16 protein-coding genes are annotated in these 12,901 nt (G+C 61.8%); 3 read left to right on the plus strand and 13 right to left on the minus strand.

The features are described from left to right. Positions 1-17: 17 nt before the first annotated feature. Positions 18-1,955 carry a methyl-accepting chemotaxis protein gene (locus J0L98_RS06740; protein WP_296410829.1) on the minus strand — a complete coding sequence of 646 codons (1,938 nt, stop codon included), beginning with the start codon at positions 1,953-1,955 and terminating at the stop codon, positions 18-20. An 11-nt stretch (positions 1,956-1,966) separates the two neighbouring features. Between J0L98_RS06740 and J0L98_RS06745 the strand changes: the two genes are divergently transcribed. Continuing rightward, positions 1,967-2,965: a LysR substrate-binding domain-containing protein gene (locus J0L98_RS06745; RefSeq protein ID WP_296410830.1), complete on the plus strand. Its 999-nt coding sequence runs from the start codon at positions 1,967-1,969 to the stop codon at positions 2,963-2,965. Positions 2,966-3,011: 46 nt separating this feature from the next. Here the strand turns inward: J0L98_RS06745 and uraD are convergent, their stop codons facing one another. Both uraD and J0L98_RS06755 read right to left on the minus strand, forming a co-directional pair. Continuing rightward, entirely contained in the window at positions 3,012-3,533 is a 522-nt protein-coding gene (gene uraD / locus J0L98_RS06750) for a 2-oxo-4-hydroxy-4-carboxy-5-ureidoimidazoline decarboxylase (RefSeq protein ID WP_296410832.1), read from the minus strand. A 33-nt stretch (positions 3,534-3,566) separates the two neighbouring features. Then, a complete protein-coding gene (locus J0L98_RS06755; protein ID WP_296410833.1) occupies positions 3,567-4,970 on the minus strand; it encodes a nucleobase:cation symporter-2 family protein in 1,404 nt (467 codons plus the stop codon). 288 nt (positions 4,971-5,258) lie between these two features. On the opposite strand from J0L98_RS06755, the gene uraH reads away from it, so the two are divergent. Both uraH and J0L98_RS06765 read left to right on the plus strand, forming a co-directional pair. Then, on the plus strand, positions 5,259-5,615 hold the full coding sequence (gene uraH / locus J0L98_RS06760) for a hydroxyisourate hydrolase (protein WP_296410835.1): 357 nt from the start codon (positions 5,259-5,261) through the stop codon (positions 5,613-5,615). Beyond that, on the plus strand, positions 5,615-6,793 hold the full coding sequence (locus J0L98_RS06765; protein ID WP_296410836.1) for a urate hydroxylase PuuD: 1,179 nt from the start codon (positions 5,615-5,617) through the stop codon (positions 6,791-6,793). The genes uraH and J0L98_RS06765 overlap by 1 nt, the downstream gene beginning before the upstream one ends. Positions 6,794-6,802: 9 nt before the next feature. On the opposite strand, the gene J0L98_RS06770 is transcribed toward J0L98_RS06765, so the two are convergent. From J0L98_RS06770 to J0L98_RS06810, 10 genes are all read right to left on the minus strand, one after another. Continuing rightward, a complete protein-coding gene (locus J0L98_RS06770) occupies positions 6,803-7,075 on the minus strand; it encodes a hypothetical protein (RefSeq protein WP_296410837.1) in 273 nt (90 codons plus the stop codon). Positions 7,076-7,423: 348 nt separating this feature from the next. Beyond that, positions 7,424-7,936 carry a metal-dependent hydrolase gene (locus J0L98_RS06775; protein ID WP_296410838.1) on the minus strand — a complete coding sequence of 171 codons (513 nt, stop codon included), beginning with the start codon at positions 7,934-7,936 and terminating at the stop codon, positions 7,424-7,426. Positions 7,937-7,986: 50 nt separating this feature from the next. Beyond that, on the minus strand, positions 7,987-8,373 hold the full coding sequence (locus tag J0L98_RS06780) for a VOC family protein (RefSeq protein WP_296410839.1): 387 nt from the start codon (positions 8,371-8,373) through the stop codon (positions 7,987-7,989). A 9-nt stretch (positions 8,374-8,382) separates the two neighbouring features. Further along, complete coding sequence (locus J0L98_RS06785) at positions 8,383-8,892, minus strand: DinB family protein (protein WP_296410840.1); 510 nt, start codon at positions 8,890-8,892, stop codon at positions 8,383-8,385. Positions 8,893-8,976: 84 nt separating this feature from the next. Further along, complete coding sequence (locus J0L98_RS06790) at positions 8,977-9,441, minus strand: hypothetical protein (protein ID WP_296410842.1); 465 nt, start codon at positions 9,439-9,441, stop codon at positions 8,977-8,979. Between the two features lie 27 nt (positions 9,442-9,468). Next, positions 9,469-9,918: a hypothetical protein gene (locus tag J0L98_RS06795; protein ID WP_296410843.1), complete on the minus strand. Its 450-nt coding sequence runs from the start codon at positions 9,916-9,918 to the stop codon at positions 9,469-9,471. A 103-nt stretch (positions 9,919-10,021) separates the two neighbouring features. Further along, entirely contained in the window at positions 10,022-10,651 is a 630-nt protein-coding gene (locus tag J0L98_RS21570) for a PEP-CTERM sorting domain-containing protein (protein WP_365954365.1), read from the minus strand. A gap of 417 nt (positions 10,652-11,068) precedes the next feature. Then, a complete protein-coding gene (locus tag J0L98_RS06800; RefSeq protein WP_296410844.1) occupies positions 11,069-11,416 on the minus strand; it encodes a hypothetical protein in 348 nt (115 codons plus the stop codon). 90 nt (positions 11,417-11,506) lie between these two features. Further along, on the minus strand, positions 11,507-11,743 hold the full coding sequence (locus J0L98_RS06805; RefSeq protein ID WP_296410845.1) for a hypothetical protein: 237 nt from the start codon (positions 11,741-11,743) through the stop codon (positions 11,507-11,509). 125 nt (positions 11,744-11,868) lie between these two features. Continuing rightward, positions 11,869-12,282, minus strand: coding sequence for a hypothetical protein (locus tag J0L98_RS06810; RefSeq protein WP_296410846.1), 414 nt, complete (start codon positions 12,280-12,282; stop codon positions 11,869-11,871). Positions 12,283-12,901: the final 619 nt, after the last annotated feature.

A 12,901-nucleotide genomic window follows, 5' to 3' on the forward strand; every position in this document is an offset into this window, starting at 1 on the left:
GCCGGGATGACCGCTCACTAACTGGCAGGCCAGAGTTCGACGGTGCCACGCTCGAAATGCAGAGACGTCCCTGCTGGGTCAATCCGGAAGCGCTCGACGATATCTGCAAGCCGTATGGAAAAGTCGCGACTGGTATCCGCCGCATTCTTCGTGTGGGAGGCTGCCACGTGGGCCTGCTCCAGCAGGCTATCGATCATCTCAATCTGATCGACAATCTCGCAGCTTGAGCCCTGCCCCACATCGACGATCCGGATGATCTCGCCGACCACCTCGACCACCTGCGTTGCCGAGTACACGATGCGCTCGATTGCCTCACCCGCCGTGCGTGCCAGGGCCGTGCTCTGATCCATTTCGCTGGTCACCAGTTTCATGAGCTCCGCCGACTCGCTCGACGAGGTCTGGATGAGCTGCATCCGCTGGCTGATGTGTTCGGTTGCGCCGGCAGCGCGTTCCGCCAGCATCCTCACCTCGTCGGCAACGACCGAAAAGCCCCGCCCCGCATCCCCGGCTCGCGCAGCCTCAATGGCCGCATTCAGTGCCAGCAGGTTGGTCTGATCAGCGATCTTCCTGATTTCCGACACCACCCCCTCGACCTCCGAGATCTGAGCGGCCAGCGCAAACACCTGGTCGGCGGCCGTATCCACCCGGCGGGAGAGGGCACTGATCTGCTCCGCTGTTTCCTGGATGATCTCGCTGCGGCTCCTGGCGGTTCGCCCTGACTCCTCGGTGATCCGCCCAGCCTCGCGCGACCCCTGATCGATGTCGCGGATGTGGGTCTGGATGGCCTGCACCGCCCGCTGAATACGCTTCGATGAGGCGCTGCCCTCCGAGGCGATTCGCGCCACGACAGCCGCGGACTGATGCATCTCGACCGACGCAGTCTCATTGCAGCGGATGATCTCAACCATCGCCCCCAAACTCGTCTGCAAGGTATTGACCAAGGCATTGAAGGCCTCTATCGATTGCCCGATCTCATCGCGCCGCTGGAACGGAACCCGCTGGGTAAAGTCGAGGGACTCGGCGATGCGCCCCATCGTGCCTTCCATCGCCCGCAGTGGCACGACAATGTTCCGGTACAGCCTGATCATCAGCCCTCCCAGCACCAGCACCGTGACGATGACTGCCGCGCCGAGGAACCACATGGTCTGCGTCAGGCCAACCCTCACCTCTTGCGCCGACTGATCCTTGTTGCGGCGTTTCTCGATGAGCAGGGTTTCCAGTATCTGCTGCAGCTCCTGCTGATAGGGCGCCGCGTTGGCATAGAGGCTCGCCTCGGCGAGCTGGCGATGACCGGCCATGCTGAGCGAGATGCTTTCACTCATGGCGGCCACATAGTTGTCCAGGCTCTCGGACGCCTGCAGCAGCAAACCCGCCTCCGCTTGCGACTGGGAGGGCACCGCCAATGTCTTCAGGCCGGCCCGCAGCCTCTCCTGCTGAATCTTCAGCCTTTCGCCGGCTTGTGGCGCCTGATCCGAATTACCCGCCGAGATCACTTCGAACAGATCAAGCTGGAGTTGCTTGAGATCAGCCCGCAGATCCGCGGCAGCGAGCGCCGCCGGCACCGCGTCATCCGTCAGGCTGTGCATCAAGCCAAAATTGGAACGAAACTGATGGCCGCCCACGGCGACAAGGGCAAACAGCATCGCCGCAGAGAGCGAGGCCAGAAGGACGAGGTCGCGTCGGATACTCATGGAAGGGATTCCTTGTTGTCGATAGCCGGGCATCGCTTGCTGCGGCGCATCAAGAGATCCCCGTTTATCGTCCTGCAGCCGACAAGCTCGAGTGAATTTTTTGTTAAGCCTCCCATTGCCGGTGGGCGCACCACACCGGTGCTGATTTGCTGGAGGCAACGCCGCTACGCCCCGCGAAGGTTCGCAACTGGGCCGACAGCCCCCGCAATTGCGGCCTTTTCCCGCCTGGAACGATTTTTGCAGCGCACCACGGATATCGTTCAAGGAGCACCGACATGGCCGCGAACTGCACCTGGGATTCCATGGATGTCCACCTGCTGCGCGTACTCCACGCCCTGCTCACCGAATGCAGCGTGAGCAAGGCGGCGCGGCGCCTCAACCAGTCTCAACCGGCCGTCAGCACGGCCCTGCGCCGCCTGCGTGACATCACCGGCGACCAGCTGCTGGTGCGCAGCCGCAACGGCATGACCCCCACCGAGCGGGGTGCCGGGCTGCTTGAGCCGGTCAAGATTGCGCTGCAGCAGATCGAAGCCATCGCCGTCCGCCAGGTCAAGTTCGACGCCGCCAGCTCCCGCCGGGTCTTCAACATTGCCACCCCGGACTATCTCAACGCGGTGCTGCTGGGCGAGATCGTGGCCCGCCTGCGCAAGTTCGCCCCCAACTCCCAGGTGGCCTTTCATTCCCTCGGCCCGGATTTCGACTACGCCCGCGCCCTCGAAGCCGGCGAACTTGACGTGGTCATCGGCAACTGGCCCCAGCCCCCGGAAAACCTGCGCATGGCGCCCCTCTTCGACGACGAGGTGGTGTGCATCATGCGCAAGGGCCACCCCCTCGCCGGTCGCGCGCTCAGCACCGCCGACTACCTGGCGGCCGAACACCTGGTGCCCACCCCCTACGCGGTCGGCCAGCGCGGCGTGATCGACCTGCATCTGGCCCGCGAGCGGCTCAAGCGCAACGTGGTGGCCTACGTGCCCTACTTCGGCCTGGTGCCCTATCTGCTGCTGGAAACCGACATGCTATTCTCCAGCCCGCGGATCTTCGCCGAGCACTGCGCCAAGATGATGCCCCTGGCCATTGCCGAAGCCCCCATCGACTTCCCGAAGATGAGCTTCTATCTGCTGTGGCACGACCGCAGCCACTACGAGGAAGAATGCCGCTGGTTCCGCGAGCAGATCACCTCGGTGGCGCGCAGCTCGCCGGTCATCCCGCGCCCTGGCCCCGCCCCCGTAGCGAGCGGCACCTTGCCGACCACGGCCCTGTCCTTCGCCGTCTGAGCGCAATAACAAGGGCAGACCGCCGGTCTGCCCTTGCTCTGTCCACCTACTCCGCCACCCTTTCCTCCAGGCGCAGCGCCGCGATCCGGGCGATCTGGCGCAGGGCCTCGGCGAATTCCGCTTCCGGGTCGTGCCCCAGCCGGCGCTCCATGGCCGCGATGATGTCGGCCCGCCCCAGCCCCCGCACGGCAATGATGAAGGGAAAGCCGAACTTGGCGTTGTAGGCCCCGTTGAGAGCCTGGATCAGTTCGAACTCCTCCGGCGAGCAGGCGGCAAGGCCCGCACCGGCCTGTTCGCGGGTGGACTCCACCGTCAGCTCCCCCCGCACCGCCGCCTTGCCGGCCAGTTCCGGGTGAGCCCTGATCAACGCCAGCTGGGCATCGCGGGGTGCCGCCTGCATCGCGCCAACCAGCGTGCCCAGCAGGGCTTCCCGGTCGGCAAAGGGGCTACGCACCCAGGCCCGCTCGGCCACCCAGGGTGAATGCTCGAAGATGCCGTCCAGGGCCGCCACGAAGGCGGCCTGATCCAGCTGCGAAAGGGAGGCTGGGGTGAGAGTCGGGATTGTCATGACAGGGGCTCCGGGCCTGGGCGGAAATCGGGATCAGTGGAGTTCGGCTTCCATCGCCATCTGCTTGGCGCTTTCGGCCGCATCGCGACGATAGCCATTGAAGAACAGGTTGAGCAACACCGCAGTGATGGCCGTGAGCAGAATGCCGCTATGCAGCAGCGGCCCCAGGGCTTTGGGCATCTGGTGGAAGAACTTGTCGGCCACCAGGGGGATCATGCCGAAGCCGATGCTGATGGCGATGATGTAGGGGTTGAAGCGGTTGGTCTTCAGGTCCGCCGCCAGCAAGATCTTGATGCCCGTCGCGGCAACCATGCCGAACATCACGATGCCGGCACCGCCCAGTACGAACTGGGGCACCGACGCCACCACGTGGGCCATCTTGGGAAACAGGCCGAAGGCCACCAGAATGGCCCCGCCGGCCACGCATACCCAGCGGCTGCGCACCCCCGTCACCCCCACCAGACCGATGTTCTGGGAGAACGAGGTGTAAGGAAAGGCATTGAAGATGCCGCCGATCAGGGTGCCCAGACCATCGGTGCGCAGGCCCTTCTCCAGGTCCTTGGGCGACAGGGGCTTGCCGGTGAGCTCGCCCAGGGCCAGGAACATGCCCAGGGATTCCACCATCACCACGATCATCACCAGGCACATGGTGGCCGCCGAGACCAGATCGAAGGTGGGCATGCCGAACTGGAAGGGATAGACCAGGGCGAACCACTCGGCCTGCTCCAGCCCGTCAAACTTGACCTTGCCCATGGCCAGCGCCACCACAAAACCGAACACCAGCCCCAGCAGCACCGACACATTGGCCACGAAGCCCTTGCCATACTTGGACAGCAGCAGGATCACCACCAGCACCGAGAAGGCCACGCCCAGGTGCTCGGGCGCGCCGTAGGCCGGGTTGGGCACCATCTGGCCGGTGGCCAGATCCTTGATCATCGGCACACCGCCGGCCGCCCAGTTGATGCCGACGCGCATCAGGGTCACGCCGATCACGGCAATGATGGTGCCGGTGACCACCGGCGGAAACAGGGGCAGCAGGCGGCTGATCACCGGCGCCAGGAAGATCCCGAATACGCCCGCCACCATCACCGACCCGAAGATCGCGGTGATCCCCAGATCGGGGTTCGCGGCCATGGCCAGCATCGGGCTCACCGCCGCAAAGGTCACCCCCATCATCACCGGCAGACGGATGCCGAAGGGGCCGACACCCAGCGCCTGGATCAGGGTGACAATGCCGCAGCAAAGCAGGTCGGCGTTGATCAGCAGGGCGATCTGATCCTTGGGCAGCTTGAGGGCTGCCCCCAGGATCAGCGGCACCGCCACCGCCCCGGCATACATCACCAGCACGTGCTGCAGGCCCAGGGCAAACAAGCGGGGCGCGGGGAGGATCTCATCCACCGGGTGAACGGTGGTGTCAGGGTCGGGACGGGTCGTCACGGGCATCTCCTGGAAGGGCTGCGGACTGGCGCCGCGAGCAGATCATGGTGGGGAAATGGCAGGCCGCCGGAGCGTGCTCCGTGACGATGCCGCATGAATCGAGAGTACGGAGCCGGCCGGGGGGGCGGCAAGTAGCAGGATCGGATAAGCATCCTGCCGACTTTCATATGAGCCCCGCGCACACCGAAGCCCGCCGCCCTTATTCGCGCAACCCGATAGGCGATATTCGCCGGCCGCCCGGCGGCCCTTCCTATAATCGGGGTCATTCCATCCCCGCCGAGGACCCCCATGGGCCGCCTGACCACCCACGTACTCGATACCGCCCGCGGCTGCCCGGCCGCCGGCATGGCCTTCGCGCTACACCTGCTCGGCCCCGACGGCAGCTGCCGCGAGCTGTGCCGCGGGGTCACCAACCACGACGGCCGCGCCGACGCCCCCCTGCTGCAGGGTGAAACCATGGCGGTCGGCAGCTACGAGCTGGTCTTTGAGGTGGCGGCCTACTTTGCCGCCGCCGGCGTGCCCCAGGCCGACCCGCCCTTCCTGGGCAGCGTCCCCCTGCGCTTCGGCATTGCCGACACCGCCGCCCATTACCACGTGCCGCTCCTCGTATCGCCGTGGAGCTACTCGACCTACCGGGGCAGCTGATGGACGCCTACCTCATCGAATGGGGCAGCCTGCTGCTGCGCTGGCTCCACCTGATCGTCGGCATCGCCTGGATCGGCTCGTCCTTCTATTTTGTGTGGCTGGACAACAGCCTCAAGCCGCCCACCGACCCGGCACTCAAGGCCAAGGGCGTGGGCGGCGAGCTGTGGGCCGTGCATGGCGGCGGCTTCTACAACCCGCAGAAATACCTGGTGGCCCCCGCCCACCTGCCGGACGATCTGCACTGGTTCAAGTGGGAGAGCTATTCCACCTGGCTGTCGGGCTTCGCCCTGATCTCCACCCTGTACTACCTGCAGGCCGGCAGCTACATGGTCGATCCCTCGGTGGCCGCCATCAGCCCGGGCACCGCCGTGGCCATCGGCCTGGGCACCCTGGCCGGCGGCTGGGTGGTGTATGACGTGCTGTGCCGCCTGCTCATCAACCGCAGCCAGCTACTCTTCGGCATCGTCTACTACGCCTTCGTGGTGGCCGTGGCCTGGGCCCTCACCCACCTCCTGTCGGGCCGTGCCGCCTTCATCCACGTGGGCGCCATGATCGCCACCACCATGAGCGGCAACGTCTTCTTCTGGATCATCCCGGGCCAGAAACGCGTGGTGGCCGCCATGCAGCGCGGCGACACCCCCGACCCCATGGACGGCATCCGCGCCAAGCAGCGCAGCTACCACAACAACTACCTGACCCTGCCGGTGCTGTTCTGCATGATCAGCAACCACTACGCCTTCACCTACACCCATGCCCACGCCTGGGCGGTGCTGGCCCTGATCATCCTGGCTGCGGTGCTGATCCGCCACTTCTTCAACCTGCGCCACAAGGGCGCCGTGCGCTGGGAGTTCCCCGCCACCGCCATCGCCATCCTGGCCGGCGTAGCCGTATGGCTGGCCCCGGCGCCGCGGCTTGCCAGCGCCGGCACCGCCGCCCCCACCCTGGCCGACATCCAGCCCATCATCAACGCCCGCTGCACCGCCTGCCACGCCGAAAAGCCCACCCTGATGGCCTCCGCCCCGGCCGGTGTGCTCCTCGACACCCCCCAGCGCATCGAAGCCCAGGCCCAGCGCATCCACGACCAGACCGTCAAGCTCAAGGCCATGCCCCTGGGCAACGTCACCGGGATCACCGACGAGGAAAGGATGAAGATCGCCGGGTGGTTTGCGGCGCGCTGAGGGCGCCGCTCAGACCGGCGTGGGCGGCTTCCTGCGGTGGAACAGGTACACCGCCAGCGCGCCGGTGGCAGCCCCGGCCGCAAACCCCTCCCAGGCATCGATGGGCAGCAGGGAGCGCCCCAGCAGATAGAGCATCAACACCGGCAGGAGCACCGCAAAGATCGCGTTCCCCCCATCCCCGGTGCGAATCAGCAGACCGCAGACCATCCACAGAAAGCGGAACAGCCCCACCAGGGCAAGCGCCAGAAAGAAATTACCGAAGAACTCGAACACCGGAGCCACGCTGCGTTTGTCAGACGGGGCAGATGATGCCAGTCCACCCGCCTGAGGTGGCTGGAAATGCGGGTGACGAAGGGCCCGCGCCAGCCCCCCATGGGGGTCGAATTCAGCCTAATCTCCTCCGTTTGACACGTCGTCTGACGGTCGATAAGGTCCCTCCTGTAGGGGCGACTTCAGTCGCCCACCCACGCGTCGATCACCGACACACCCTTGATCTCAGCCCGCGGGCGACTGAAGTCGCCCCCACAGTCCCTCCAGCCGCCCCCAGCGCGTCCCATAAACCCCTTCAGCCTCACCCATCGGGTGATCAGGCCAGTGGAGGGCAAACCCCCGTCAGCAATGGGTTTGCGCTCACGGTGACGCCTCGCCGTGCGCGTCCCGCGGAGCCAGCCGGCTGGCCACGATGAAATACAGCACCGCACCCACCACCCCGCTCCCCAGGCAAAACCAGTGCATGGCCTGCACTGACATCAGCCCAAGCAGACCGTTGTCCCGGGTCAAGGGCCAAAAGGGCTCCACGTCCGCATGCATGATCCCGTCAAGCAGCACATGGCTGAAAGTACCGACGAAAGCCGACAGCACGGCCACCGGCCAGCGGATGGGCACAAAGCGGCGGCAGCCGATCAGGCGCAAGCCGAACTCCGACAGGTACTTCCCGCTGAGGGCCGAAGCGACGCCCAGCAGGGAGGCCCCGATCCAGGTATGGGTGAAGCCATGCAGATGCCCCTCGCCGGTCAGGATCACCACCAGCGGCTGGATATCCATCACGATCTGCGCCCAGCCGAAGACCATCAGGGAAAACGCCCCCTGCAGCACCGCCTTGATCAGGAGCCCCGGCCCCATGTGGAAAGGTGTGAATGGCATGTATGCCCCTCAGAAACGCGCTTCGGGCGGCCCCACCCGGGCGCTGCGCCTCACGCAGAAAACTCCCGCACCTGAAACACGTTCCCCTCCGGATCCATCCCGTTGCACACGGTAAAGCCCGGCCCCTGCCAGTTCTCGGCAAACACCTCGCCCCCCAACGCCTGCGCCGCAAGCCGTGCTGCATCCAGGCTGGGCACGCTGAAGAAGAACTTGAGCGCCGTATCCTCGCGCCGCTGGGGCGGCGAGGTGATGACGATGCCCTCAGCGAAGGGCGGCGGAATCCGATGCACCAGCAACTGGATGTCGGCGGATTCGAGCACGATCAGCTCCGGTGTGGCATGCAGGCGGGCCATGCCGGCGACAGCGCAATAAAAATCGGCAACGCGCTCGGGATCGAGGGCGTAGATGAAAAGTCCGGCACGGGCGGGGCCTGGCATGGGTGCTCCTTATGCAGTGGTCGGAATGACCGCCAATAGATCGGTGACGCCGACATCCACGCCAGCCTGACTTAACAGCGTCGTGACCTGACCGCGATGGTGCGTCTGGTGGTTGAAGAAGTGCAGCAGCAAGGCCCCGAAACACCGGCTCGAATGGAAGCCCGCCATGTTGCTGTAGGCCAGATCAGCCGACAGATGCTCGGGCGTCAGCCCGGCAACCCAGCGCTCGATCAGGGCATCCAGCCCCCGCCGGTAATGGCCCAGCCCCGCCAGATCGTCCGCGAGGGGTTGGGTCAGGGACGACGGCCGGGGAAACCCGGACAACGCGCCCAGCGCCGGAAACGCCGCCTCGTGCTGCGCAAAGCGGTGCAGCCAGATCGTGTCGGCCACCGCGATGTGATTGAGCGTGCCCAGGATGGAACCAAAGAACGCCCCCTTGTCCGCCGTCAACGCCGCCGGATCGAGGGTCGCCGCCGCGGCATACAGGCGATCGTTCATCCAGCGGTTGTATTCGGCCATGAGGGAAGCGGCTTGGGGGGTCATTGGGGGGCCTCGGGTGGGTGGGTGCCGGACGGGCCGGCGGGTACTGACAAGGTGGTTAGACTACAGCGACGGGTCGTCAATGCGGCGCAGATACCAGCACCTCGCCTTCAGGCCAAAAGAGTAGCTCACCTGCCAGTCGGTATCGGGCCTGACGATTACGACTTCAACCACGGTCGCCGACTCGCGGACCTTCTCGGCCTTGAGGCCATTGCGCCGCATCTGACTTTCAAGCGTTCCCGCGCGCCGCAACTCGGCCCTTGAAGTCCTCGTCTGCACGGTGACCGGCTCATCCTTGCCATCGACCACCCGGCTCGATGGAACCACAGGCGGCATACGAGACAAGGCAAAGCTCATGGACGTCGAGAACCTGGCGAAGAAGTTATCGAAGTTCTCGTCCTGTGAGCCCGTGCAGGCGGCGGAAGAAGCTGTGGTCAGGATCAGCAACAAGGGGGTGAGGAAAAGGAGACGGAACAGCTTTTGGGTAGTCACAACCGGTAGCCAAGGGTAACGAGGGTCTTCTTCCATGATTCGCACATTGCAGGTCGCCTGCATTCACTCCCCCCCTTTTCTGCGTAATCGTCGAATCGGAGGCGCGACAGCAAAAGCCAGCGCCGCAAGGACCGCGGAGATTGCATAGCCAATCATGCTCCATGCACCAGACTCCGCACTCGAGTAATTGCGTGGGTTCTTCCGGAGCGCAGGCAGTTCGGACTCCGGGATGACAATCGGGCCTGTTTCCGCCGTGATGCTGAGCTGCCTGTCGGCACAGGCCAGCGTGTGCAATTCAGGGCCGCTGTAGACATACAGGATCTGCCTTTCAAGGGAGAACAAGCCGGCTTCAGTCGTCACGGAGTACCAGAACGCCGTCAAGAAGCCGCTGCCAACGTACAGACGTACCTTTGTTCCGTCCGAGGTCGTACAGGAATCGACCAGCTCCTCCATCCACGGGTTGCCATAGGTATTGCTGCCAGGCAGCACGATCCAAACGGCGATGACCAGCAACCATATTGAAGCTACGACTCGAAAGTGGGTTCTGATGGACATTGGAAGGCTATCGAAAAGGCAAGTGGGAACCGGAGTCCTCCTCCTGATTTCCCAAGCTACGCTAAACATTGCAAGAGCGCTTCTTGCTCTTTCGCAGCGCTACCCCGACACAGCCCAAACCACCGAGCAAGAGCGTTATCGAACTCGGCTCAGGGACACTGGTAAGAATGATCGAAAAATCCGTAGCACGGTAAACGCCACTAAACGTGGAAATTGGAGCACCGTACATAGCTTCTACATCGCGAACCATAGAGCTCCTCGAAGCGCTAAACCAACCGCAATCATAGGTGCCGAGATCCATGCTCTGGACTATTGATGAGTCAATACCGACGACTGTGCTGAGGTGGTAGCTATTGATCAGGACCGATTGGACAAAGGACACGCCTGATCCGTCAACAATCCACTGTATCGGCTCATAGGAGGACAAGACCAGATTCACGGGGACAGATGCAGCGCCGGTTATGTGAATACGCGCGGTACCTACCGGATGGGAACCGGAGCTATGATCTCGGCGGGCCTCATGAACACCGATGATATGAGTTTCAGGTGAGATTCTGGCCTTATTGATGTAGTACGAGGGTATGTACCCGGACGAAACCGCTGGATCGTTTATCGTGATCAGAGAAGCATTAGCGCTCCCCGCCGTTGCAAGAACAAAGAACGATTTAGCAAGTAGGTCTCTGATAAACATGAGTACGGCCCTTTCTAATATCACTTAAATAGACGAAATGGTATAACCCGCTTCAGTTTGCCAAATTGAACTAAATCGCTAGCGCGATGACAGTCAGCCGGACTTGCGCGGCTTTATGCGCGAGGTCCGGTTTTTTGAAGTGTCCGACCTAATCACGACTGACTCTTCGTAGCCTTACGAAGCTCAGTAAAGACGAACCGCCCCTCACTAAACAACGGAGAAAACTTCCCCGAACCCGAGTAAATAAGAGCAGCTTCAGTTTCCATAGTGGAAACCAGGGTCTGCCCCCGTATACCGTCTGCAAACCTGGCCATCGGACTTACACCGAAGAAGTAACGCGCCATACCCGGCGCACACGTTGGAATTCAGCAGGCGGCGTAGCCGTCTGCTGCAATGACCGGTTATGACGTGCCCCTGTTACGCCCATGGTGGACCAACTGAGTAGAACTGATCGACAATCAGCCTGCGGTAGAACTTCGCGAGCAGTACAGCCTTGTCCAGCGTAGGGCACCGGCAAATGAACTCTTGCCCGTCGCACTCGACCCTGACCTTGAACCAAGATTTGCCACCAATTTCGATCATGTCGACGGACGAGTCAAAGAACGTGGAGATCCTCCACTCTTCGAACTCTTGCCAGCGTCCAAATTCCGCAACGGCAGCGCGGACTCGCTCAATCTCCTTGGCCGTATCTCGATCTCTATCAGGATCGATCGACTGGACGTACTCGACCAAGGCGCTTTGCAGCGGATTCTCACTACGCGGCATTTGGTGCACCACAACGTTTGAATTCGGCGGCCGCCGAAGGCAGTCCGATGGAATGATGGGTTTGGCGGCTTTGTCCGCAACTAGACGCGCTCATCGAAAACCACAGGCCAGCGTTTGAACCCCGCCTTTGTAGCGGTACTCTGCTTTCCAATAATGCGTGTCGTTGATGGCCGCGAACTCTACGCCGAGGTCTTGCGCATATGCTTGAGAAAAGGGGCGACGAAGAATTACGAGCAGAGCACACTTTGGTGGCCAAGATGAGACCTCCTTGACTTCATTCCCGGCCGCCAACTCGGCTTCGAGAATTCTTTGTAGGGGTTCAGCCATGCTCGGCGTAGTGCTCATGGAGTTAAGACGCCCAACGTAGAGCTAACTGGCGCTGCGCGGCTTTATCGCGCAGCGCCCAGAGAGCGAAGCGAACGGGGTTGAGCGTCAGGTTAGAACGCATTTTCTCATGCCTTTTTTCCAAGTCCTGGTGCTCCACCCAAGACGATTGAGACATATTTGGAGCGTTTTGAAGCATCAACCGTAAGTTGAAACTGGCTGGGAGAGGATTTTGGTTCTTGAGCCAAATCGGCTTTCAACCTTGCACTCTTGTTGTTCTTTTTGGTTGTTTTTCTGAGGATCTTTGATAATTGGGAGGCGAGTTCCTCAAGCGTTCCTGCCTCCTTAACTAAAATATCCAGAGCCTTTTTGTTTGATACTCTTTTTCGCAGTGCGCAGCTCTCGGCGGCGCGCTGAACATAACCAGGAATATCAGGACGACCATATTCGTCTTGTGATTTTTTTCTTATCTGATCTCGAATTTTATCGAGATCGCTCTTGCAGCTTTCGTCATCTGCGCGCCAACCTGATATTTTTCCCATTTTCAAAATCCTAGATGCAAAGATATAGCACTCACGAATATGGTCTATTGAGCTCTAACGCTCGCCGTCACCGGTGATAAAACCGGAGCGAAGCAGAGGTTTTGGCATCCGATGCATGGCCTCGTTATGCTCTCTATAGCCGATGATCAACCCATTCAATTTGTTTAGACTCTTCATTCATATGCACAAGAATTGTTCGACCGGGAGGTTGAATATCGGTGTCAAGACCGATGTCTCCTAGCACCTTCACACCCTCATGATAGTCGTTCAGGAAATTGAGGAACGAGCAAACGATATGTTCGTAGTCGGGCTGATAGCTGGGCTTTGGTAACAGTAGCTTAAACGTATTCCCATCATTAGCGTCTGCATAGATTGAAAGCGCTAGAGAATACGGGCTGTCCTCACGAAGCTTGCCCTTCGTACCCAAAAGTACCGGCTCAATCCGCGGGGACTCCATAGTTTTAGCCGCTGTTTTCGACAGTTTCGACTTACTACTAAGAAGTGCGTTGGTTAGCGAACATTAAGCAATGCGGTCGTGCGATAATTGCGCATGGAAAAGAGAGACGGTCGCTCCCTGTCGCATGCCACGCTCGAAGAGATTCGGATTCGCGCCGTGCAA

It is taken from the genome of Zoogloea sp., from assembly GCF_017302315.1.
Lineage (GTDB): Bacteria > Pseudomonadota > Gammaproteobacteria > Burkholderiales > Rhodocyclaceae > Zoogloea.

Coding starts and splice junctions, on each gene's coding strand:
- J0L98_RS06745 (WP_296410830.1), top strand. CDS start 1,967: ATGGCCGCGAACTGCACCTGGGATTCCATGGATGTCCACCTGCTGCGC.
- uraD (WP_296410832.1), bottom strand. CDS start 3,533: ATGACAATCCCGACTCTCACCCCAGCCTCCCTTTCGCAGCTGGATCAG.
- uraH (WP_296410835.1), top strand. CDS start 5,259: ATGGGCCGCCTGACCACCCACGTACTCGATACCGCCCGCGGCTGCCCG.
- J0L98_RS06765 (WP_296410836.1), top strand. CDS start 5,615: ATGGACGCCTACCTCATCGAATGGGGCAGCCTGCTGCTGCGCTGGCTC.
- J0L98_RS06775 (WP_296410838.1), bottom strand. CDS start 7,936: ATGCCATTCACACCTTTCCACATGGGGCCGGGGCTCCTGATCAAGGCG.
- J0L98_RS06780 (WP_296410839.1), bottom strand. CDS start 8,373: ATGCCAGGCCCCGCCCGTGCCGGACTTTTCATCTACGCCCTCGATCCC.
- J0L98_RS06785 (WP_296410840.1), bottom strand. CDS start 8,892: ATGGCCGAATACAACCGCTGGATGAACGATCGCCTGTATGCCGCGGCG.
- J0L98_RS06790 (WP_296410842.1), bottom strand. CDS start 9,441: ATGGAAGAAGACCCTCGTTACCCTTGGCTACCGGTTGTGACTACCCAA.
- J0L98_RS21570 (WP_365954365.1), bottom strand. CDS start 10,651: ATGTTTATCAGAGACCTACTTGCTAAATCGTTCTTTGTTCTTGCAACG.
- J0L98_RS06800 (WP_296410844.1), bottom strand. CDS start 11,416: ATGCCGCGTAGTGAGAATCCGCTGCAAAGCGCCTTGGTCGAGTACGTC.
- J0L98_RS06805 (WP_296410845.1), bottom strand. CDS start 11,743: ATGGCTGAACCCCTACAAAGAATTCTCGAAGCCGAGTTGGCGGCCGGG.
- J0L98_RS06810 (WP_296410846.1), bottom strand. CDS start 12,282: ATGGGAAAAATATCAGGTTGGCGCGCAGATGACGAAAGCTGCAAGAGC.